This is a genomic window from Cytobacillus oceanisediminis (assembly GCF_007830235.1).
GTDB lineage: Bacteria > Bacillota > Bacilli > Bacillales > Cytobacillaceae > Cytobacillus > Cytobacillus oceanisediminis.
On sequence record NZ_VLKI01000005.1, the window covers coordinates 128,695 to 149,902 of the forward strand.

Here is a 21,208-nt window from a genome sequence, read left to right on the forward strand (position 1 = left end):
CTTGTGTCAAAAAAAGTTTTAGATGGGAAGCTTTTTGCCGAAATGGTTATACAAGGAGCGAACCATTTATCTGCTAATGCAAAATTAGTAGATGCATTAAACGTTTTCCCTGTTCCTGATGGAGACACGGGAACAAACATGAATTTGTCCATGACTTCCGGTGCAAAGGAAGTTAAGAGTAATATTCAGGAACATATCGGAAAAGTGGGCTCTGCTCTCTCTAAAGGCTTGTTAATGGGTGCCCGCGGAAACTCCGGGGTAATCCTTTCCCAGCTGTTCCGCGGCTTCTCCAAAGCCATTGAGCAGAAAGCCGCTATTAATGGAAAAGAGTTTGCTGATGCCTTGAATTCAGGGGTTGAGACTGCCTATAAAGCCGTAATGAAACCTGTAGAAGGAACGATTTTAACCGTTGCCAAGGATTCTGCCAAGAAGGCTATACAGGCCGCGAAAAATGAAGATGATATTATTGCCATCATGGAGGAGGTTTTAATAGAAGCAAAAGCTTCGTTAAACCGGACTCCAGACCTTCTGCCTGTTCTAAAAGAAGTGGGTGTTGTAGACAGTGGCGGCCAAGGCCTTGTTTTTGTCTATGAGGGATTCCTTGCAGTGCTTAAAGGCGAGAAACTTCCGGATACACCGGCTGCCCTTCCAAAGATGGATGACCTGGTAAGCGCAGAACATCACAAAAATATTCATAGTTTCATGAACACTGAAGATATTGAGTTCGGCTATTGCACTGAGTTTATGGTGAAGTTTGAAGGTGAAAAGCTATCTGCTAACCCTTTCTCAGAGGAAAAATTCCGCCAGGATTTAAGCCAATATGGTGATTCTCTGTTAGTTATTGCAGATGAGCAGCTAGTAAAAGTACATATTCACTCCGAGCAGCCTGGCGATTGCTTAACGTATGGCCAGCGCTACGGGAGTTTAATCAATATGAAGATTGAGAATATGCGCCAGCAGCATACAAATTTGGTAGAGGATGTCCAGACACCTTTAGCTGTCGAAACAAAGCCGAAAGAAAAGCAAGAGTACGGTATTGTTACGGTATCAATGGGAAGCGGAATCGCTGATCTTTTCCGCAGCATCGGGGCGCATGCAGTCATTGAAGGCGGGCAAACGATGAATCCAAGTACGGAGGATATCGTGAAAGCCATCAAAGAAGTGAATGCAAAGAAAGTCATTATTTTACCAAACAATAAAAATATTATCATGGCAGCACAGCAGGCTGCAGAAGTGACAGAGGAAGAAGCAGTAGTTGTTCCATCAAAAACTGTCCCTCAAGGAATGGCAGCGCTTCTTGCCTTTAATCCAGGTGCAGACCTTGCTCAAAACGAGGCAGGCATGATAGATGCCCTTCAGCATGTTAAAACCGGCCAGATCACATTTGCTGTCCGGGATACGAGCATTGACGGACTTGAAATTGAAAAAGATGATTTCATGGGCATAGCGGATGGGAAAATAGTTGTAAAAAACAAAGATAGAGTGCAATCCGCCAAAGACCTTCTTGATCAAATGATCGACGAAGATTCTGAAATCTTAACCATTTTAAAAGGTGAAGATGCCGCAGAGGAAGAGGTAGACGCACTGATCAGCTATGTTGAAGAAAAGTATGAAGATGTCGAAGTGGAAGTGCATGATGGCAAACAGCCGCTATACTCTTTCATCTTCTCAATTGAATAATAATGACAAAAGCGAGGGCATTGCCTTCGCTTTTTGCCTGTTTAAAAAGCTTGATTTTCTTTCCGCACAGAGAATATTAGGCTGTGTTAAATGGCGATGTTGTTTTGGGCACTTTGTTGATTGGGGCTGAAGTCGCTAATCCCGCGAAAATGCATTCGCATTTCCTTCGTGCGGTGTGTTTTCAACGATGTTTATTCAAAGTCCTGCGGGAGTGCGGATCAAAGGGAGACCCCGCAGGCTTAATGCTTGAGGAGGCTCTCGGACCGCCCGCGGAAAGCGAGCTTTGTGAGCGGAAATCAACAGGCAACCTTTACAAAGCCAAATATTTAAAAAATATGCAAAGGAATTATTCTGAAAGCACGAGGGTGTTCAACTGACATAAATTAATGCTTAGGAGTGATTCATTTATTTGCATATTTAAATAAAAATGTGCTAGGTATAAATTAGGCATTTAAATGCCTGCAGAACAAAAGAAACTGCGCAGGGAGGGTTGGCGGTCTGCCTTGAACACGGATACATTAAAATTAAATTGGCATGCTGCTCAATAAACGTGAATCAAAACTTAATCCAGTCTGTTACGGCTGTTAAAGGTATAGGCGAGGAAACAGCAGAATCACTGGCCGAAATGAATATAAATACTGTCAGGGACTTGCTTGAGCATTTTCCATACAGGTACGAGGATTACAGGCTAAAGGATCTCGCTGACATCAAACATGACGAAAGAGTGACCGTGGAAGGGAAGGTTCACAGTGAGCCCTCTCTTGTCTATTATGGGAGAAAACGATCGAGGCTGACGGTCAGGGTACTTGTCGATCGATATCTTATCCAAGTAGTCCTGTTTAATCAGCCATATTTAAAAAATAAAATCGCTTTGAATGAAACGGTATCAGTTACAGGCAAATGGGACCAGCACCGCCAGGTCATTACGGCGAATGAATTGAAAATTGGCGCGGCCTCTAATAACAAAGATTTTGAACCTGTTTATGCCGTTAAAGGCAAAATAACAGTTAAAGGAATAAGGCGCTTTATCAATCTTGCTTTCTCCCAATACGGGAATGAGATCGAGGAAACATTGCCTGAACGTTATTTATTGCAATATAGGCTTCTTAATAGAAGAGATGCAATGAGATCCCTTCACTTTCCTGCAAATGAAAATGAGCTGAAGCAGGGAAGACGGCGTTTCGTCTTTGAAGAATTTTTCTATTTTCAATTAAAAATGCAGGCACTGCGAAAGATTGAAAGAGAGCAGTCAAAGGGGATTGTACAAGCCTATGATCTTCCTAGGTTAATGGAATTTATAGATTCTTTGCCTTTTTCACTAACAAGCGCGCAAAAAAGGGTTGTAAATGAAATCCTGGCCGATCTGAAATCTCCATACCGTATGAACAGGCTTCTTCAGGGGGATGTAGGTTCAGGCAAAACGGCCGTGGCAGCCATTGCGCTATTTGCCAGCAGAACAGCGGGATTCCAAGGAGCTTTGATGGTTCCGACAGAAATATTGGCAGAGCAGCATGCTGAATCTTTAAAAGCAATGCTTGAGCCATTTGAATTACGCTGTGAACTTCTAACTAGCTCAGTTAAGGGAAAGCGGAGAAGAGAAATTCTCCAGCAGCTTAAAGAAGGCGAAATTGATGTCCTTATAGGAACCCATGCACTCATCCAGGAAGAAGTGGAGTTTGAAAAGCTTGGATTAGTTATAACGGATGAGCAGCATAGATTCGGTGTAGGACAGCGCCGAATACTGAGGGAAAAAGGAGAAAATCCCGATGTGCTGTTTATGACCGCTACTCCTATTCCAAGAACTTTGGCGATCACCGTCTTTGGGGAAATGGATGTATCCATCATCGATGAAATGCCCGCAGGTCGAAAAGCAATTGAAACATATTGGGCCAAGCCGGAAATGCTTGATCGGGTTCTGGACTTTATGGAAAAAGAGCTTTCAGCGGGCCAGCAGGTATATGTAATATGCCCCCTTATTGAAGAATCAGACAAACTGGATGTCCAAAATGCTATTGATGTCCATGCTACTTTGATGCACCATTTCCATGGCCGGTACGATGTCGGGCTAATGCATGGAAGACTGCATCCTGAAGAAAAAGAAAACGTCATGAAGGCTTTCAGCAAGAATGAAATTCAGGTTCTTGTTTCCACTACAGTTGTTGAGGTTGGCGTAAATGTTCCCAATGCTACCATGATGGTTATCTATGATGCAGAAAGATTTGGGCTTGCACAGCTCCATCAGTTAAGGGGAAGAGTTGGCCGAGGAGATAAGCAATCTTTTTGCATTCTCCTTGCCGATCCGAAATCAGAAGTAGGAAAAGAGCGAATGAAAATCATGACGGAAACAAATGATGGATTTGCACTCAGTGAAAAAGATTTGGAACTCAGGGGGCCTGGAGACTTTTTTGGAAAAAAACAAAGCGGACTGCCTGAGTTTAAAGTTGCAGATATGGTCCATGATTACCGCGCACTGGAAACAGCAAGAAATGACGCAGCTGCCCTGGTTGAATCAAACGAGTTTTGGAACTCTGATGAATACTTGCCATTAAGGGATTATCTAAAGGAAACTGGAGTTCTTGAAGGAGAAAAACTGGACTAGGGACAGAGGGTCCGATAGATCAAGAGTACAAAAGAGCGGCTAATATTGTGAAATGGCCAAGAAGTTGTATCAAAGAGTTGGTATAATGCTATTTTTCCTTTATGAAGGTTAATCTTGTATATTTTGTCTCTTTTAAACTGCAAACTAGGTTTTACTCACAGAGTTGATTGAAGCGGAGGGTACTTGATCTTCGAAAATGCATTGGCATTTTCTTCGTGCGGTGTTTATTCAGGGAAGCAAATTCAATGTCCTGCGGGAGGAGAGGGAGTGTGAGACCCCACAGGCGAAGCCGAGGAGGCTCTCATTCTTCCCAGCGGAAAGCAAGTACCTGCAGCGGAAATCAACGGTCAGCATTCATAAGCTAATACAAAATTCAATGGATCACCAAGGCAGAATTGCAGAAAAGTTCTTTCTTGCAATCTGCTTTTTTTGATTATATACTACTATTAGTACCTAGTCTTAATATCTCGGACGGTGGGATTTTTATGAAAAGAAACAAAAAAGAGCGCCAGCAATTATTAACGGACACAATAAAAGAGAACCCTTTTGTTACGGATGAAGAGCTAGCTGAAAAATTTTTAGTAAGCGTCCAGACGATCAGGCTCGATCGCCTTGAATTATCCATTCCTGAATTGCGCGAACGGATCAAGCATGTAGCTGAGAAAAGGTTCGAGGATGAAGTCCGTTCTTTGCCTATAGAAGAAATAATCGGTGAAATAATAGATATAGAACTGGATAAAACAGCTATTTCCATTTTTGATGTAAAGGAAGAGCATGTTTTTAAAAGAAATCAAATAGCCCGCGGTCACCATATGTTTGCACAGGCCAACTCACTGGCAGTAGCTGTAATAAACGATGAGCTTGCTTTAACGGCAAAAGCAAATATTCAATTTACAAGGCCAGTAAGATTGAATGAACGTGTTATCGCAAAAGCCAAAGTACTGACAATCGACAAGGGCAGCGGCAGGACGATTGTCGAGGTCAATAGCTTCGTCAACAATGAATTGGTCTTTAAAGGCGAATTTGATATGTTCAGAAAAAAATAAAGACTAAAAGGATGAATCATCATGAAAGTTGCAATTGATGCAATGGGAGGCGACAATGCGCCAAAGGAAATTGTTCTGGGAGCGATGAAAGCTGCAGCAGAGTTTAAGGATGTTCATATCACCCTGGTTGGGGACGAGTCGAAAATTAAAGAACACTTCACACCTCATGAACGGATAGAAATTTTACATACGAATGAAGTCATACTCCCGGATGATGAACCAGTAAGGGCGGTCCGGAGAAAAAAGAATGCATCGATGGTGCTGGCAGCCCAGCTCGTCTCAGACGGTAAAGCAGATGCTTGTATATCAGCAGGCAACACGGGTGCCCTAATGGCAGCAGGCCTTTTTGTAGTAGGCAGAATAGAAGGGATTGAACGCCCGGCATTATCACCGACGCTTCCAACAATTGGCGGGGAAGGTTTCCTGCTGCTGGATGTAGGAGCAAATGTGGATGCAAAACCTGAACATCTTCTCCAATATGCGATTATGGGGTCCATTTATGCGGAAAAGGTACGCGGAGTATCCCATCCCAGGGTCGGCCTTTTAAATATTGGAACAGAAGAGAAGAAAGGAAATGAACTAGCTAAAAACACCTTCGATCTCCTGAAGCAGGCAGATATTAATTTTATCGGCAATGTGGAAGCACGAGATTTACTAGAAGGTGCTGCCGATGTTGTTGTAACAGATGGATTTACCGGAAATATGGTGCTTAAAACAATTGAGGGCACGGCGCTTTCTGTTTTTAAAATGTTAAAAACAGCTTTGACAAGCAGCTTTAAGACCAAACTGGCAGCAGCTGCTTTAAAGCCTGATTTATATGAACTTAAATCTAAAATGGATTATTCGGAATATGGCGGAGCAGGATTGTTCGGGCTAAAGGCACCGGTCATTAAGGCGCATGGATCTTCTGATGCGAATGCTTTATATAATGCGGTACGGCAGACCCGAAATATGGTTGAAAACGATGTTGCCGAAACTATCAAGGCAGCTGTTGAGAAAGAAGCGGGCAAAGCTTCTATTAAATAATAGGCTGTTTATAGCTTAATGTTGATTTTAGCAACCTGTTGATTGGAGCGGAAGGCGCGTGTCAACGGGAGACCCCGCAGACGCGAACGCGTCGAGGAGCGTCGGGCCGCCCGCGGAAAGCTTGAGTGCCTGGAGCGGAAATCAACAGGCAAATTTAACCGAGCCAAATAATAATAATTAAATTTAGGGGGAAGCACGATGGGTAAGATTGCCTTTTTGTTCCCTGGTCAGGGATCACAGACTGCAGGAATGGGAAAAGCATTAGCTGAACAAGATGAGAAGGTAAAATCCTTTTTTGAAAATGCTGATCAAAAACTGGGGTTTTCACTTTCCTCACTTATATTCGAAGGGCCTCAGGACAAGCTGACGTTAACAACAAATGCTCAGCCTGCGCTGCTGACAACAAGCATTGCTATTCTGGATTACTTTAAAAGATCTGGCGTTACACCTGATTATGTAGCAGGCCACAGCCTTGGCGAGTATACAGCACTGGTTGCTGCAGGGGCTATTTCCTTTGAAGATGGCGTATATGCTGTCCGAAAAAGAGGAGAATTTATGGAAGAAGCTGTTCCGAATGGGGAAGGCACCATGGCTGCGGTGTTAGGCCTTGACAGGGAAAAGCTGACTGCTGTGACAGAAGGGGTAACCAAAGAAGGGAATCCTGTGCAGCTGGCAAACTTGAATTGTCCTGGCCAAATCGTTATTTCTGGCTCCAGAGCAGGTGTTGAACAAGCTTCCGCAAAGGCTAAAGAAGCAGGGGCCAAACGCGTGCTTCCTTTAGATGTAAGCGGGCCTTTCCATTCCGAGCTTATGAAGCCTGCTGCGGAGAAGTTCAAACAGATTTTGGATGAGATTGAAATAAAGGATGCTGCTGTACCCGTTATTGCAAACGTTACTGCATCTGAAATGACATCTGCGTCCGAGATTACCAGCAGATTGATTGAGCAATTATATTCTCCTGTACTCTGGGAGGACTCCATCCGCAAAATGGTAGATCTTGGAGTTGATACTTTTATAGAAATAGGACCTGGAAAAGTATTGTCAGGATTGGTTAAAAAGGTTGATCGTTCCCTAAAAACCTATGCGGTTTCAGATGCAGAAACCTGCCAGGCAGTACAAGAGTCCTTAAAGGAGGAAATACGATGAAGTTAGAAGGAAAAGCAGCGTTGGTTACAGGTGCTTCCCGTGGAATTGGCAGGGAAATCGCTCTTGGCCTTGCAAAGCAGGGTGCTGATATTGCGGTTAATTACTCAGGAAGCGAAACAAGAGCAAATGAAGTAGTTGATGAAATCAAAGCATTGGGCAGAAATGCATTTGCAGTGCAGTGCGATGTTTCCGATAGTGAGTCTGTGGCTAACATGGTGAAGGAAACAATTGAAAAGTTTGGCAAGCTTGACATTCTTGTCAATAATGCCGGCATAACAAAAGACAATCTGATCATGAGAATGAAGGAAGACGAGTGGGATGATGTTATTAACATAAATCTCAAAGGGGTATTCCTTTGTACCAAAGCTGTAACAAGGCAGATGATGAAGCAGCGCAGCGGACGCATTATCAATATTTCCTCCATTGTAGGTGTAAGCGGAAATCCTGGCCAGGCTAACTATGTGGCTGCGAAGTCAGGGGTGATTGGCCTGACAAAAACATCAGCCAAGGAGCTTGCATCAAGAGGGATTACGGTAAATGCGATTGCCCCAGGTTTTATTACAACTGACATGACTGATAAGCTAAACGAGGAAGTAAAAGACCAAATGCTTAAACAAATTCCGTTAGCACGTTTTGGGGATCCGGCTGATATTGCAAATGTAGCAGTATTTCTTGCTTCCGAAGACAGCCGCTATATGACAGGGCAAACCCTTCATGTAGATGGAGGAATGGTTATGTAATTGTAATAGGCTTGTAATGCAAAATTTCTTATAAAACCTTTTATTAATTGATTAAAATAATCTATAATACTTGAGGGGAGGTGAACAAGCATGGCAGAAGTATTAGAACGTGTAACAAAGATCATCGTAGACCGTCTTGGTGTTGAGGAGTCTGAAGTAAAATTGGAAGCTTCTTTTAAAGATGATCTTGGCGCTGATTCCCTTGATGTAGTAGAATTAGTTATGGAATTAGAAGATGAGTTTGATATGGAAATTTCTGACGATGACGCTGAAAAAATCGCAACAGTCGGTGACGCTGTAAATTACATAAAAGCTAGCCAATAATCGTTAGGTGAACCAAACCCTGCAGTGAGGGACTCCCCCTCGCTGCAGCAATTTTAACAGTGGATGTTTACTGTCCGTTGTTACCTGTTGCATTGGCCAGAAGCTGCATTCATACCAACGCGGTATCCGCCAGTTTCTTCAGGTGGCTGCGGACAGTAAATATGTTTTAACAAAAGCTCCGTTTCGATAACGGGGCTTTCTTCTGTGAAAAATGGATTATCCGGATTAGCTTGTAATGGACGGTAAAAAGCACCCAAGTTTTTTTGCGTTTTTTATCTTTATTACGTAAACTTAGGGAAGACCATGATAAACTCTATCTTTAACGATGAAACAAAGAAACCAAGAATATAATATGTTAGCAAGGTGGATGCATTATGCGCAGTAACAATAAAGACAAGGAAAGAAAATCATTTCGCGGAATCGAAAAGCAATTTAAAGATTTTCAGGCAAAGATAGGAATTCAATTTGAAAATGAAAAGCTTTTAAAACAAGCTTTTACCCATTCATCTTATGTGAATGAGCATCGGAGAAAACCCTACGAGGATAATGAAAGGCTTGAATTTTTGGGAGATGCTGTCCTGGAATTGACAGTTTCTAAATTCCTTTATCTGAAATATCCTATGATGAGCGAAGGAGAATTAACCAAATTGAGGGCGGCTGTTGTTTGTGAGCCATCCCTGGTTTCTTTTGCCCATGAATTATCCTTCGGAGATCTTGTCCTGCTTGGAAAAGGAGAAGAAATGACAGGCGGAAGAGCTCGTCCTGCACTGCTTGCAGATGTTTTTGAAGCTTTTGTCGGTGCCTTGTATTTGGATAAAGGGTTGGATACGGTTGTCGGCTTTTTGGAAAAAGTCGTTTTTCCAAAAATCGATTCAGGTGCTTTTTCGCATGTGATGGATTTTAAGAGCCAGCTGCAGGAGCTGGTCCAGCGTGATGGTGCAGGTTCAATTGAATATAAAATACTTCAGGAAAAAGGGCCTGCCCATAATCGAGAATTTGTTTCCACCGTTTCCTTGAATGGCAGGGTGCTTGGAACAGGCACAGGGCGTTCAAAGAAGGAAGCGGAACAGCATGCTGCCCAAATGGCTCTGGAAGTATTGAAGAACCATATAAAATAAACTCTGACAGCAAAGAATGGAGACTCGGAGGAGACAGAGGGGGAGCAAAGTTGTTTTTAAAACGGCTTGACGTAGTTGGATTTAAGTCATTTGCTGAAAGAATCACAGTTGATTTTGTTCCGGGTGTCACTGCTGTTGTGGGTCCGAATGGAAGCGGTAAAAGTAATATAACGGATGCCATCCGCTGGGTATTGGGCGAGCAATCGGCTAAATCCCTTCGCGGCGCTAAAATGGAGGATGTCATTTTTGCTGGCAGCGATTCCCGAAAAGCACAGAACTTTGCAGAGGTTACCTTGACACTTGATAATGGAGATCAAGGATTGCCGATTGATTACAGTGAAGTTAGTGTGACAAGAAGGGTTTACCGTTCAGGAGACAGCGAATATTTAATCAATAAGCAAACTTGCAGACTTAAAGACATTGTGGATTTATTTATGGATTCCGGCCTGGGGAGAGAAGCTTTTTCGATCATAAGCCAGGGCAGGGTTGAAGAAATTTTAAACAGTAAAGCGGAAGAACGCCGCACCATTTTTGAAGAAGCAGCAGGTGTACTTAAGTATAAAACAAGAAAGAAAAAAGCGGAAAGCAAGCTTTCTGAAACACAGGATAATTTAAACCGTGTTAATGATATCTTACATGAACTTGAAAGCCAGGTAGAGCCTCTAAAGATTCAGGCTTCGATTGCAAAAGATTTTTTGCAGCAGAAGGAAGAATTGGAGAAAATAGAGGTTGCTCTTACTGTCTACGAGATAGAAGACCTGCATTCAAAATGGGAGAAGCTTTCTCGCCAGCTTGAACAGCATACAGAGGACGAAATGAAACTTTCCTCAGTCCTGCAGAACAAAGAAGCGAAAATGGAGGAATTAAAAGACCATATCGCTGCCCTCGATGAGTCGGTGAATGATTTGCAGGAGGTCCTCCTCCATGCAAGTGAAGAGCTTGAAAAGCTTGAAGGCAGAAAAGAAGTACTGAAAGAACGAAAGAAAAATGCAAACCAAAATAAAGACCAGCTTCAAAGAAACATGGAAGAACTGGCTTTGAAAATAACCGGCATGAGAGAGCAAAAAGAAAAACAAACAGCTCTTAAGGAAAAGGTCAAAGCTGAGGCGCTCAAGCTTCAAAAGGCATTAAAAGAAAAGCAGGATCAGCTCAAGCTTTTCAGTGAAAATACGGAAGAAAAGATAGAATCGCTTAAAAGTGATTATATCGAAGTGCTAAACTGCCAGGCTGCTTCCAGAAATGAATTGCAAAATATTGAGCAGCAGCTGAGCCAGCAGGGACAGCGGAGCTCCAAGCTTGAAATGGACAATGAAAAGTACATTGCCGAGCGCAAGAAAATTGAAGATAAGAAGCGGGCCATTCAGTCAAATCTAGAGGACCTGCAGAAGGAATTAGAGGGTCAGGTCCATCTTTTCCGGAATGAAGATCGTAAACTTGAATCTTTGAAAAATAATTATCAAAAGCAGGAAAAGACCTTGTATCAGGCATATCAATACCTGCAGCAGGCTAATTCAAGGCAGGAAATGCTTGAAGAAATGGAAGAAGATTATTCAGGCTTTTTCCAGGGGGTAAAAGAGATCCTGAAAGCACGCGGGAACAAGCTCCAGGGGATTGAAGGAGCGGTTGCCGAATTGATTCAGGTGCCGAAGGAGTACGGAACCGCGATTGAAACGGCACTTGGCGGAGCTATGCAGCATATCATTGTCCAGACTGAACAGGATGGCCGAAATGCGATTCAATACTTGAAGAAGAACTCATTTGGCAGAGCAACTTTCCTCCCATTAAGTGTAGTAAAAGGGAAAAAGTTAAATTCTGGCCAGTTGAAATCTATGAATGCACACCCAGCCTTTATTGGCGAAGCAGCTTCACTTATTCAGTTTGAAGGCAAACATCAGCCTGCAATTGAAAATTTACTGGGCAATGTTGTCATTGCAAAGGATTTAAAAGGTGCCAATGAGCTGGCAAAACTGCTTCAGTATCGTGTGAGGCTTGTAACTGTCGAAGGAGATGTGGTCAACCCTGGCGGTTCCATGACAGGCGGAGCTATAAAACAAAAAAGCTCTTCGATTTTATCCCGTAAAGGCGAGCTAGAGGAGCTAAAAGACCGGATTGCCGACATGGAATCCAAAACAGCCAATCTCGAAAAACAAGTGAAGCTGCAAAAAAGCGAGATTCAAAAACAGGAAGCCCATATTGAAAAGCTCAGAAAAGCCGGTGAAGAGCTTCGCATGAAGGAACAGGCGGTTAAAGGCGACCTTCTTGAAGTAGAATTTGAGGAAAAAAGCATCAATGAACGTTTGTCTCTATATGATATGGACAAGGCCCAGTTTTCTGAAGACAGGGAAAAGCTTTTAAACAGAAAGAATGAGCTCGCATCCATATTGGAAGAACAGCAAAAACAAATAGCCAATCTGGATGAGGAAATAAAAGCTTTAACCGATAGAAAAAACACCCAGCAAACATCAAAGGAAACACTGGTCTCCGAAATTAATGAGCTTAAGATCGGTTACGCCTCAAAAAGCGAACAGCTGAATCATGCCGAAGATAAGCTGGCAGCAATAACCTCCGAACTTGCTTTTAATGAAGATAAACTGAAGACGGTTAAAGAGGATTTGGAGCTTTTATCATCGGAAATGACAAACAGCTCTTCCGGAGAACAGCATTTGGAAGAAGCTGCACAGCAAAAGCTCAAAGAAAAAAACGAAACGCTCGAATTGATTGCATCAAGGCGGGAAGAGCGGCTAAAACTTCAAACAGCTTTGGAAGACCTCGAGCTGGAGACAAAGGAATTGAAGCGCCAGCACAAAGGCATGGTTGAGGTGCTGAAGGACGAAGAAGTGAAGCAAAACCGCCTGGACGTAGAGCTAGAAAATAGACTAAACCATTTAAGAGAAGAATACCTGCTTTCCTTTGAAGCGGCTAAAGAAGAATACCCGCTTTTAATCGAAGTAGACGAAGCGCGTAAAAAGGTAAAACTGATTAAATTGGCCGTTGAAGAGCTGGGAGCTGTAAATCTTGGGGCAATTGAAGAGTACGAACGTGTTTCAGAACGCTATGAATTCCTGCTCGAACAGAAAACGGATCTTCAGGAAGCCAAGGACACATTATTCCAGGTTATAGATGAAATGGATGTAGAAATGAAAAGGCGCTTTGAAGAAACCTTCGAAGGAATTCGTTTCCATTTTGAGTCTGTTTTTCAATCATTATTCGGCGGTGGGAGAGCAGACTTAAGGCTGACCCAGCCTGATGATTTATTGAATACAGGGGTGGAAATCGTGGCACAGCCTCCAGGCAAAAAGCTGCAGAACCTCGGCCTCTTATCAGGGGGAGAAAGGGCGCTGACGGCTATCGCACTCTTATTCTCAATCCTGAAAGTCCGGCCGGTTCCGTTCTGTATCCTCGATGAAGTTGAGGCTGCACTTGATGAAGCGAATGTACAAAGATTCAGCCAGTACTTAAAAAGATACAGCGATGAAACCCAATTCATTGTCATCACCCACCGAAAGGGAACAATGGAAGAAGCAGATGTCCTTTATGGTGTTACCATGCAGGAATCCGGAGTGTCAAAGCTCGTATCTGTTCGGCTTGAAGAAACGAAGGAATTAATTCTTCAATAGCATCATTTATGGAGCAGCATTTTTAAAAGCTGTTCCATACCCATACATATTAAAGCTCTTAAAAAGGAAGTGAGAAGATGAGTTTTTTTAAGAAATTAAAAGAAAAAGTCACCAAACAAACAGATACAGTTACTGAAAAGTTTAAAGATGGATTAACCAAAACACGTGATAACTTCTCAAATAAGGTGAATGACCTGGTTTCCAGATACCGAAAAGTTGATGAAGAATTCTTCGAGGAACTGGAAGAGATCTTAATTCAAGCGGATGTCGGCTTTGACACTGTAATGGAATTGGTGGAAGAGCTAAGGCGTGAAGTCAAGCGAAAGAATATTCAGGACCCGCGCGAGGTGCAAGCTGTCATTTCAGAGAAGCTTGTGGAAATATACGAAGGAGCTGGCGAAGTCTCCACTGAATTAAATATTCAGCCTGATGGGCTTACAGTTATCCTGTTTGTCGGTGTTAATGGTGTTGGGAAAACCACTACCATCGGCAAGCTTGCCCATAAGTTCAAAAATGAAGGCAAAAGCGTCTTGCTTGCCGCAGGCGATACCTTCCGCGCTGGAGCGATCGAACAGCTTGAAGTGTGGGGAGAACGTGTCGGAGTTGATGTAATCAAGCAGGGAGCAGGTTCTGACCCGGCTGCAGTCATGTTCGATGCAGTCCAATCTGCAAAATCGCGCAAAGCGGATATTTTGATATGTGATACAGCAGGACGGTTGCAAAATAAAGTAAACTTAATGAAGGAATTGGAAAAGGTCAAGCGTGTCATTGAAAGGGAAGTTCCTGGCGCTCCGCACGAGGTATTGCTGGTACTGGACGCAACCACTGGACAAAATGCTATGATCCAGGCGAAAACCTTTAAAGAAGCAACAGATGTTTCAGGCATTGTGCTTACCAAGCTGGATGGCACAGCAAAAGGCGGAATTGTTCTTGCCATAAGAAACGAACTGGAAATCCCGGTTAAATTCGTCGGACTTGGCGAAAAAATGGATGACCTTCAGGAATTCAATGCAGAACAATACGTTTACGGCCTCTTTGCCGACGTGGTCGAAAAAGAAGCAGAAGAGGAAGAAGAATAAGATTTGAAAAACAGCCGGAGTTGGGTCTTTGGCTGTTTTTTTATTTTGACTCAATTATCTTTGAGGATAATTTTTTATTCTTAGAAAGACGCCGAAACCTTGTGCCCGGCTCATAAAAGAAAGTTAATCCGGTAGAATAACGACGAAAACAACCGTCCACTTGCAGAAAAGGTAATTAATCCAGTTGGATAACGACGAAAACTGCTCCCCATCTCCAGAAAAGGTAGTTAATCGGGTTGGATAACGACGAAAACTGCTCCCCATCTCCAGAAAAGGTAATTAATCCAGTTGGATAACGACGAAAACTGCTCCCCATCTCCAGAAAAGGTAGTTAATCGGGTTGGATAACGACGAAAACTGCTCCCCATCTCCAGAAAAGGTAGTTAATCGGGTTGGATAACGACGAAAACTGCTCCCCATTTCCAGAAAAGGTAGTTAATCGGGTTGGATAACGACGAAAACTGCTCCCCATCTCCAGAAAAGGTAATTAATCCAGTTGGATAACGACGAAAACTGCTCCCCATCTCCAGAAAAGGTAGTTAATCCAGTTGAATAACGACGAAACGCCTGCCCACCTCCAGAAAAGGCAGTTAATCCAATCAAAATATTGAAGAAATCCTGGACACCTTCTTCAGAAATGATAGTTAATCCGGCAGGATAGGGACCGATTTATAATTTCCTTTTCATACAAGGGAAATTAGTTAATTTACTAATCCCATAAATATCAAAATAGATTGACAATTAATTCAAAAAGTGTAAAATTACACTAAATACAAATGGGTAATCTCTTCAGTACCTTCTTAGTAATTTCTCCATCTAAACTTAATAAAATGGTTAAATTTCTAAATGGTCAGGAACTTTTTGTCAGTTGCCTGCGTCTATACTTATGGAAGCTGTCATTGAGTATTCAAAATAGTCATCTATTTTTAATAGCAGCTATTTTAAGGTTTAATATGGCCCAAAAAAAAGATAACAGAATCAGGGCCAATACAATTGATGTTTATATTTTTAATTGGGGGAGATTGGGTTGCACAGAAGGTTTAAGATGATCATTATGGGTCTTTTATGTTTATTCCTTATGGTTAATCCCTTGCAAACCGCAGGGGCCGCAAACACAAAGATCAAAGTTACGCTTGATGAAGGATTTGGAGGAAAGGTAAAGAGGGGAAAGGGGTTTCCACTGAGGATAAAGCTTGAAAATACTGGGGAGTCTTTTAGCGGTGACTTATTAATAAGCTATCACCCTTCCTATAATACCGGCGGTGCGGTTTCGGTGGATGTCGAGCTTCCGGCAGGCAGCACGAAAGAATATTTGGTTTCCATGCCGGGAATGACGGAGGACCATCCTTCCATTTATCAAAATATTCCTTCACTGACTCTTTATCATGGAGATTGGAAGAATGGAAAAAAAGCTAGTTTCAAAGGCGAAGATACTTTAAAACCAAAGTTTATAGATATGAGTTCTAAGGTTGTTGGAGTCTTAAGCGAAAAATATGACCGTTTAAAAGAACTTAGGACGCTGCCTTCCATGTCCATTCAGATGATTGAACTAAAAAAAGAGGAATTGCCAAATCAGGCTATAGGATTTGAAACGCTTGATTATTTGCTGGTGGATGAATATGAGGTTTCCCAGCTGAATGAACAGCAGCAAAAAGCAATTAAGGATTGGGTTTATAACGGTGGAGTTTTAATTGCTGGGGCCGGACCGGATGCAAGCCAATCCTATGGCGAGCTATATTCATTGCTTCCGATGGAATCTGAAAATGAAACAACCGGTACAGCTGATTTCCTGCAAGGCACTAAAGACTTACAGCCCGAGTTTAAAGAGCTGAACTTTTTTACAGGTCCGTTAGATAAGGGTTCCGCTGTTATTACGAAAAGCGGCGAACTTCCTGTTGCCTTAAAGAAGGAATATGGAAGCGGTGCGATTCTGCAAACTGCTTTTTCCCTGGGAGATGAGCCCTTATCTTCCTGGAAAGGATACAGCACCTGGTTTGCCGGCTTTTTAAAGCATGCCTCCAGTGCCAGCACAGGATCCAACCCATATGCACAGGATTATCTGGATCAGCTTTATTGGGAATTTGCAGAAGCAAATGAATTTTTTCCTGCATCCAATTTTTCAGTCGGGCAGTTAATTGGACTTTTTGCCGGCTATATTATTTTGATAGTGCCAGTTCTTTACTTTGTTTTGCGGAAGCTTGATAAAAGGGAGCATTCCTGGTGGATCATTCCTTCAATTGCCTTTTTAATGGCTGCTGTTGTCTTTGGCATGGGCGCGAAAGACAGGATTTCACAGCCGCAGCTTAACCAAATGGGTATTTTTAAGGTGAATAATCAGCTTTTGACTGGCTATCAGGCTTCGACGCTTTTATCAAATAAAAGCGGTGAGTACACTCTGTCAATGCCAAAAGGCGAGTTCAATGCTGTTGTGCATACAAACAATTCGTCCACCTTCGATCCGCTCAGGGGCGGAATCATGGCTGAAAAAGTTAAAAATAATGAAATCATTTTTCCTGTAGTGGATTATTGGTCTTCCAAAACGATATACGGAAAGGCTCAGACCCAAATAACGGAGAAATTTACAGCTGATCTGACTCTAAAAGACAAGCGGTTAACAGGAACGATCACAAACGGGTTCGATTACGATTTTGAAGAATTATCTGTCTGGTCAGGCAATGAAGCGATTAAATTGGGGCCGCTAAAGAAAGGCGAAACATTAAAAGTAGATAAAACAACAAAGCAATCCCTGCTGACAAGGCCATATTCAGGTAGTTTTAATGGAGCATACCCGAGCAATCGAAATAATGATATCAGCCAATTAAGAAAAGAAAGAATGGAATTTGCTTCTTCTACATTTTTGCTTGGAGATGTGACACAGCCAGTCCTTGCAGGGACAACGAAAGATGCTGTTATTGATGTAACCATTGATGGAAAAAAAGAAAAGCAAAACAATACCAATCTTATACTGCAGCCATTTGAGGCTATAAATGAGTTTTCTGGTTCATTTACGCTGAAAGATGGAATGATGGCGCCGGATTGGAATGTGATCCAAGGCCAAATTTATGAAAAAGGAATGGGTGGGTCTCATACAGAAATTATGTTAGAGGACGGAGAATATGAATATATTTTAAATCTGCCAAAACAGCTGGCAGACAAACCATATAGTCTTGAAGAAATATCAATTAGAATCAATAGCCATGCAGTACAATATTCAGTTAAAAATCATAAAACCGATGAATGGCTGCCGATAGAGCCGGATCAGCGCAGCTTAAAGCTGACTAGCAAGGACAATCTAAGCCAATTTATTTCAAGAGAAGGCAAACTCATATTAAAGCTCAACAAATCAGCTCAGGGCGATCCTTATGTTCAATTGCCAGCTATTACGATTAAAGGGGAGGTGTCAAAATGATAGAAATTATTGATTTAACGAAAAGATATGGGAAATTCACAGCACTTGATTCATTAAACCTGACAATAGAAAAAGGAAGTGTGTTTGGATTTGTCGGACAGAATGGCGCGGGAAAGTCGACGACATTTTCCATTTTGGCAACCCTCCTGGCCCCTACCTCCGGAACTGCTTATGTTAATGGCTTTAATGTTCAAAAGGAGCCAAAGCTGGTCAGGAAACAAATCGGGTATATGCCGGATTTCTTTGGAGTTTATGATCAGCTCAAGGCAGATGAATACCTGCATTTCTATGGTGCCAGCTATGGTATTCCGTTTGCCGAGAGGGAGAAGCTGATTCCACAGCTTCTCGACCTTGTCAATTTGTCACATAAAAGAGATTCATATGTTGACCTTTTATCAAGGGGGATGAAGCAGCGCCTTTGTCTGGCGAGATGCCTTATCCATGACCCGGAAGTATTGATTCTTGATGAACCCGCTTCAGGCCTGGATCCACGTGCAAGGGTGGAGATGAGGGAAATATTAAAGGAACTGAAGAGCATGGGTAAAACGATTTTAATTTCTTCCCATATTTTACCGGAGCTTGCCGAGATGTGCGACATTATTGGCATTATTGATCAAGGGAAATTAGTGGCCCAGGGATCAGTTGCTGATATACAGGCTCAGTTAAGAGGGGAGAGGCTAATTATTGTAAAAGTCCAAGAAGGGATTGAGGAGGCGATCTCTTTATTTGAAGATGATCATAATGTTTCCAAATTATCAGCGATGGAGGACGGATTGTCCTTCCAATTTATATACAGAGGCACTGCAGAAGAACAAACAGAGATGCTGAAAAAAGCAATACTTAATAATCTGGCTATTACCAGCTTTTCCGAAGTGGAGACAGACCTTGAAGATGTCTTTATGGAAATTACAAAGGGGGTTGAGCTGACATGAAGAATTTAGTGGTAAATCCTGTGCTGAATAAAGAATTTAAGCTCCGCTTCCGTAACTTTAAGAGTTATCTTGGCGTTCTCTTTTACCTTCTTGCGCTCGGGCTAATCATTGTCGGTTTTATATTTATAGAATCATTGTCCAATAACATGCAGGGCTTTTTTAAACCAGACCAGAGCCGAACGATGTTTATGATTCTTTCAGTTTTGCAGCTTGCTTTAATTCTCTTTATTACACCGGGGCTGACTGCAGGAGTCATCAGCAGTGAAAGGGAACGGCAAACATTAAACATCATGCTGACCACTACCCAAAGCTCTGCAAGCATTGTGCTGAGCAAGCTGATTTCTTCTATTTCGTATTTGCTTCTGCTTATTGCGGCAAGTCTGCCGCTATATAGCTTCGTGTTTTTATTTGGCGGTGTTTCCCCCGGGCAGCTGCTTACGACAATGGGCTTTTATCTATTCACAATCCTTGCCTTTGGCAGCCTTGGGGTACTGTTTTCAACGCTCATTCGAAAAACCATTGTATCAATGGTTACTACTTATGGAGTTACTTTATTTTTGGCGGGAGGAACAGCTTTTCTGGCTTTAATCTTCATGCAGCTAAACAATGCATACAATTATTCAGCCGTTCAACCGATAAACCCTTTGGCTTATTTTCCGGCGATGCTGAACCCTGTTATTATTTTGATCGGCACGTTTGAACCGGAGATTATTAATGAAATTGCCAGATCAACAGGCATTGAGTTTCCGTTATGGATTTCTTATTTAATCTCGTACACTGTAATTTTCATTGGAGCTTTGCTGCTCAGCATCAGAAAACTCCGCCCCAATATGAGAAAGGGCTAAATGAATGGGGGTTCGGGCAATTTCTTTCTCCCTTAGGGGCTGGGATTGCCCGCAATTTTTAATAAGGGAATGAAACCGATGGGAGACCGCATTCAATATCTGAAACTTTTAAAACCGATTAGGCGGCAGATGCTGCTTCAGCTAATTGTTAAGGAATCGCAGGTGTTCCTTGCGTTAGCAGCGGCTTTGTCTTTTCTACTGATTACTGCAGCAAGGTTTATTGCCATTCCTTTTCTTGGTTATTATTTTTGGCCAATCATTCTAATATCCCTGCTCGTTTCCGTTTACCGAATATGGAAAGGCTGGACGGGAATGGCTGAAGCAGCGGCATTATATAACAGGTTTGTAGCGGAAGACAGAGTTATTACATCCTTTTCTTTTTTGCAGGATGAAGGAATTATAGCCAGGCTGCAGCTTGCTGATACCGTAAAGCATATGAAAAAAGTGCATGATCAGGTCTTAGCAAGGAAGAAAACCATCTTCTACCCTAAGCCTCTTTTACTGTTTTTTGCTTTTCTTGCTGCCGCGGTGCTGCTTTATTTGATCCCCAGCGAAAAAATGGAATTGGCACACAAGCAGGAGAAGGAAACCAAACTAGTGGAAGAAGCCAAAAAGGAATTGGAGGAAAAAGCCGAGAAGGAAAAGAATCCTGCGGTGAAAAAGGCTTTAGAAACGGCAAAAGATAAAATCGCCGAAAAAAAATCAGCTGAGGAAGCTTTAAAGGAATTGGCCAAACAAACGAGAAGTCTCGAATTAAAAGCGCTTAAAGAAAAAGAAAAATCAATGGCACTGGAAAAAATGAAATCAGACTTGAATAAAAACGGTTTGGATCAATTAAGCCGCATGCTGGCTCAAAAAGATATGGCCGCATTTGAGAAAGAACTGTCAAAGCTTAACGACCAGAAGGATGGATTAAGCGAAGAGCAAAAAAAGACATTGAGCGAGCTTACCGGGAGTGAAGAGCCATTATCGGAAGAAGAGCTATCGAAGCTTTTGGAGCAGCTTGAAGAAGCGATAGAATCGGAAGAGCTTTTGAAACAGCTGGCTGCAGCGCAGCAGGCGCTGCAAAATTCAGGATTGTCCCTTCAGCAGCAAATGGCAGCAAACGGAATGCCTCCTGGCCAATTGGCATTTGCACCTCCTGGCCAGCCAGGCAGCCAGGGTACAAGCACAAATTCGCAGCAGGGCCAGCAGCAAAACACCTCTGGCCAGCAAAAAAACCAAACTGGCAATAATTCAAGCAGCGGAAATGGCAGTGGTACAGGTTCAGGAACAGGTTCTGGAACAGGCTCTGGAAGCGGTTCGGGCTCGGGATCCGGAGCAGGATCAGGAAACGGTTCAGGCAGCGGCCTGGGCGGCGGGGCGGGCCTGGGCCAGGGTTCAAGAGAGCTGTTAACTATCCCATCTCATATGGAAGGGCAGCAGAACATTGAGAATGACAATGGCACCCTAGGAGAAGGGAATTCAGGACAGCAATTTGGAGGGGATGGGCCTGTCTTGAAAGGAAGTATCAGACCATACAGTGAGGTGTATGGCAGTTATGAAAAAGCTTACAGGCAAAGTACGGATCGTTATAAGTTTCCGGCTGACTTAGAAGAAATAGTTAAAAATTACTTTACGAGTATAGATCCTGACAAGGAGTGACTT

14 protein-coding genes are annotated in these 21,208 nt (G+C 42.6%); all 14 read left to right on the plus strand.

Annotated features, from left to right (window positions below):
• The first annotated feature begins 3 nt into the window (after positions 1 to 3).
• The 14 genes from IQ19_RS10935 (at position 4) to IQ19_RS11005 (ending at position 21,205) form a co-directional block, all read left to right on the plus strand.
• Positions 4 to 1,680 carry a DAK2 domain-containing protein gene (locus tag IQ19_RS10935; RefSeq protein ID WP_144542456.1) on the plus strand — a complete coding sequence of 559 codons (1,677 nt, stop codon included), beginning with the start codon at positions 4 to 6 and terminating at the stop codon, positions 1,678 to 1,680.
• Between the two features lie 550 nt (positions 1,681 to 2,230).
• Positions 2,231 to 4,279: an ATP-dependent DNA helicase RecG gene (gene recG, locus IQ19_RS10945; protein WP_144542458.1), complete on the plus strand. Its 2,049-nt coding sequence runs from the start codon at positions 2,231 to 2,233 to the stop codon at positions 4,277 to 4,279.
• A gap of 485 nt (positions 4,280 to 4,764) precedes the next feature.
• Positions 4,765 to 5,325: a transcription factor FapR gene (gene fapR, locus IQ19_RS10950; protein WP_144542459.1), complete on the plus strand. Its 561-nt coding sequence runs from the start codon at positions 4,765 to 4,767 to the stop codon at positions 5,323 to 5,325.
• A gap of 21 nt (positions 5,326 to 5,346) precedes the next feature.
• Positions 5,347 to 6,351 (plus strand): phosphate acyltransferase PlsX, encoded by a 1,005-nt coding sequence (plsX, locus tag IQ19_RS10955; RefSeq protein WP_144542460.1) that lies wholly within the window; start codon positions 5,347 to 5,349, stop codon positions 6,349 to 6,351.
• A 198-nt stretch (positions 6,352 to 6,549) separates the two neighbouring features.
• Positions 6,550 to 7,497, plus strand: coding sequence for an ACP S-malonyltransferase (gene fabD, locus IQ19_RS10960; protein ID WP_144542461.1), 948 nt, complete (start codon positions 6,550 to 6,552; stop codon positions 7,495 to 7,497).
• The gene (gene fabG, locus IQ19_RS10965) at positions 7,494 to 8,237 is read left to right on the plus strand and encodes a 3-oxoacyl-[acyl-carrier-protein] reductase (RefSeq protein WP_144542462.1); all 744 of its coding nucleotides are present in this window, start codon (positions 7,494 to 7,496) and stop codon (positions 8,235 to 8,237) included. Before fabD ends, fabG begins: the two co-directional genes overlap by 4 nt.
• Positions 8,238 to 8,327: 90 nt before the next feature.
• Positions 8,328 to 8,561 carry an acyl carrier protein gene (locus IQ19_RS10970; protein WP_009330799.1) on the plus strand — a complete coding sequence of 78 codons (234 nt, stop codon included), beginning with the start codon at positions 8,328 to 8,330 and terminating at the stop codon, positions 8,559 to 8,561.
• Positions 8,562 to 8,935: 374 nt separating this feature from the next.
• Positions 8,936 to 9,679, plus strand: a complete 744-nt coding sequence (rnc, locus tag IQ19_RS10975) for a ribonuclease III (protein ID WP_144542463.1) — start codon at positions 8,936 to 8,938, stop codon at positions 9,677 to 9,679.
• A 50-nt stretch (positions 9,680 to 9,729) separates the two neighbouring features.
• Entirely contained in the window at positions 9,730 to 13,296 is a 3,567-nt protein-coding gene (gene smc / locus IQ19_RS10980; protein WP_144542464.1) for a chromosome segregation protein SMC, read from the plus strand.
• Positions 13,297 to 13,373: 77 nt separating this feature from the next.
• Positions 13,374 to 14,375 (plus strand): signal recognition particle-docking protein FtsY, encoded by a 1,002-nt coding sequence (ftsY, locus tag IQ19_RS10985; RefSeq protein ID WP_144542465.1) that lies wholly within the window; start codon positions 13,374 to 13,376, stop codon positions 14,373 to 14,375.
• 1,027 nt (positions 14,376 to 15,402) lie between these two features.
• Positions 15,403 to 17,784, plus strand: coding sequence for a hypothetical protein (locus tag IQ19_RS10990; protein WP_144542466.1), 2,382 nt, complete (start codon positions 15,403 to 15,405; stop codon positions 17,782 to 17,784).
• Positions 17,781 to 18,716 carry an ABC transporter ATP-binding protein gene (locus IQ19_RS10995; RefSeq protein WP_144542467.1) on the plus strand — a complete coding sequence of 312 codons (936 nt, stop codon included), beginning with the start codon at positions 17,781 to 17,783 and terminating at the stop codon, positions 18,714 to 18,716. The genes IQ19_RS10990 and IQ19_RS10995 overlap by 4 nt, the downstream gene beginning before the upstream one ends.
• Positions 18,713 to 19,561 (plus strand): ABC transporter permease, encoded by an 849-nt coding sequence (locus IQ19_RS11000; protein ID WP_144542468.1) that lies wholly within the window; start codon positions 18,713 to 18,715, stop codon positions 19,559 to 19,561. Before IQ19_RS10995 ends, IQ19_RS11000 begins: the two co-directional genes overlap by 4 nt.
• Positions 19,562 to 19,639: 78 nt before the next feature.
• A complete protein-coding gene (locus tag IQ19_RS11005; protein WP_242020956.1) occupies positions 19,640 to 21,205 on the plus strand; it encodes a hypothetical protein in 1,566 nt (521 codons plus the stop codon).
• The last annotated feature ends 3 nt before the right edge of the window (positions 21,206 to 21,208 follow it).

Coding starts and splice junctions, on each gene's coding strand:
- fapR (WP_144542459.1), top strand. CDS start 4,765: ATGAAAAGAAACAAAAAAGAGCGCCAGCAATTATTAACGGACACAATA.
- plsX (WP_144542460.1), top strand. CDS start 5,347: ATGAAAGTTGCAATTGATGCAATGGGAGGCGACAATGCGCCAAAGGAA.
- fabD (WP_144542461.1), top strand. CDS start 6,550: ATGGGTAAGATTGCCTTTTTGTTCCCTGGTCAGGGATCACAGACTGCA.
- fabG (WP_144542462.1), top strand. CDS start 7,494: ATGAAGTTAGAAGGAAAAGCAGCGTTGGTTACAGGTGCTTCCCGTGGA.
- IQ19_RS10970 (WP_009330799.1), top strand. CDS start 8,328: ATGGCAGAAGTATTAGAACGTGTAACAAAGATCATCGTAGACCGTCTT.
- rnc (WP_144542463.1), top strand. CDS start 8,936: ATGCGCAGTAACAATAAAGACAAGGAAAGAAAATCATTTCGCGGAATC.
- ftsY (WP_144542465.1), top strand. CDS start 13,374: ATGAGTTTTTTTAAGAAATTAAAAGAAAAAGTCACCAAACAAACAGAT.
- IQ19_RS10995 (WP_144542467.1), top strand. CDS start 17,781: ATGATAGAAATTATTGATTTAACGAAAAGATATGGGAAATTCACAGCA.
- IQ19_RS11000 (WP_144542468.1), top strand. CDS start 18,713: ATGAAGAATTTAGTGGTAAATCCTGTGCTGAATAAAGAATTTAAGCTC.
- IQ19_RS11005 (WP_242020956.1), top strand. CDS start 19,640: ATGGGAGACCGCATTCAATATCTGAAACTTTTAAAACCGATTAGGCGG.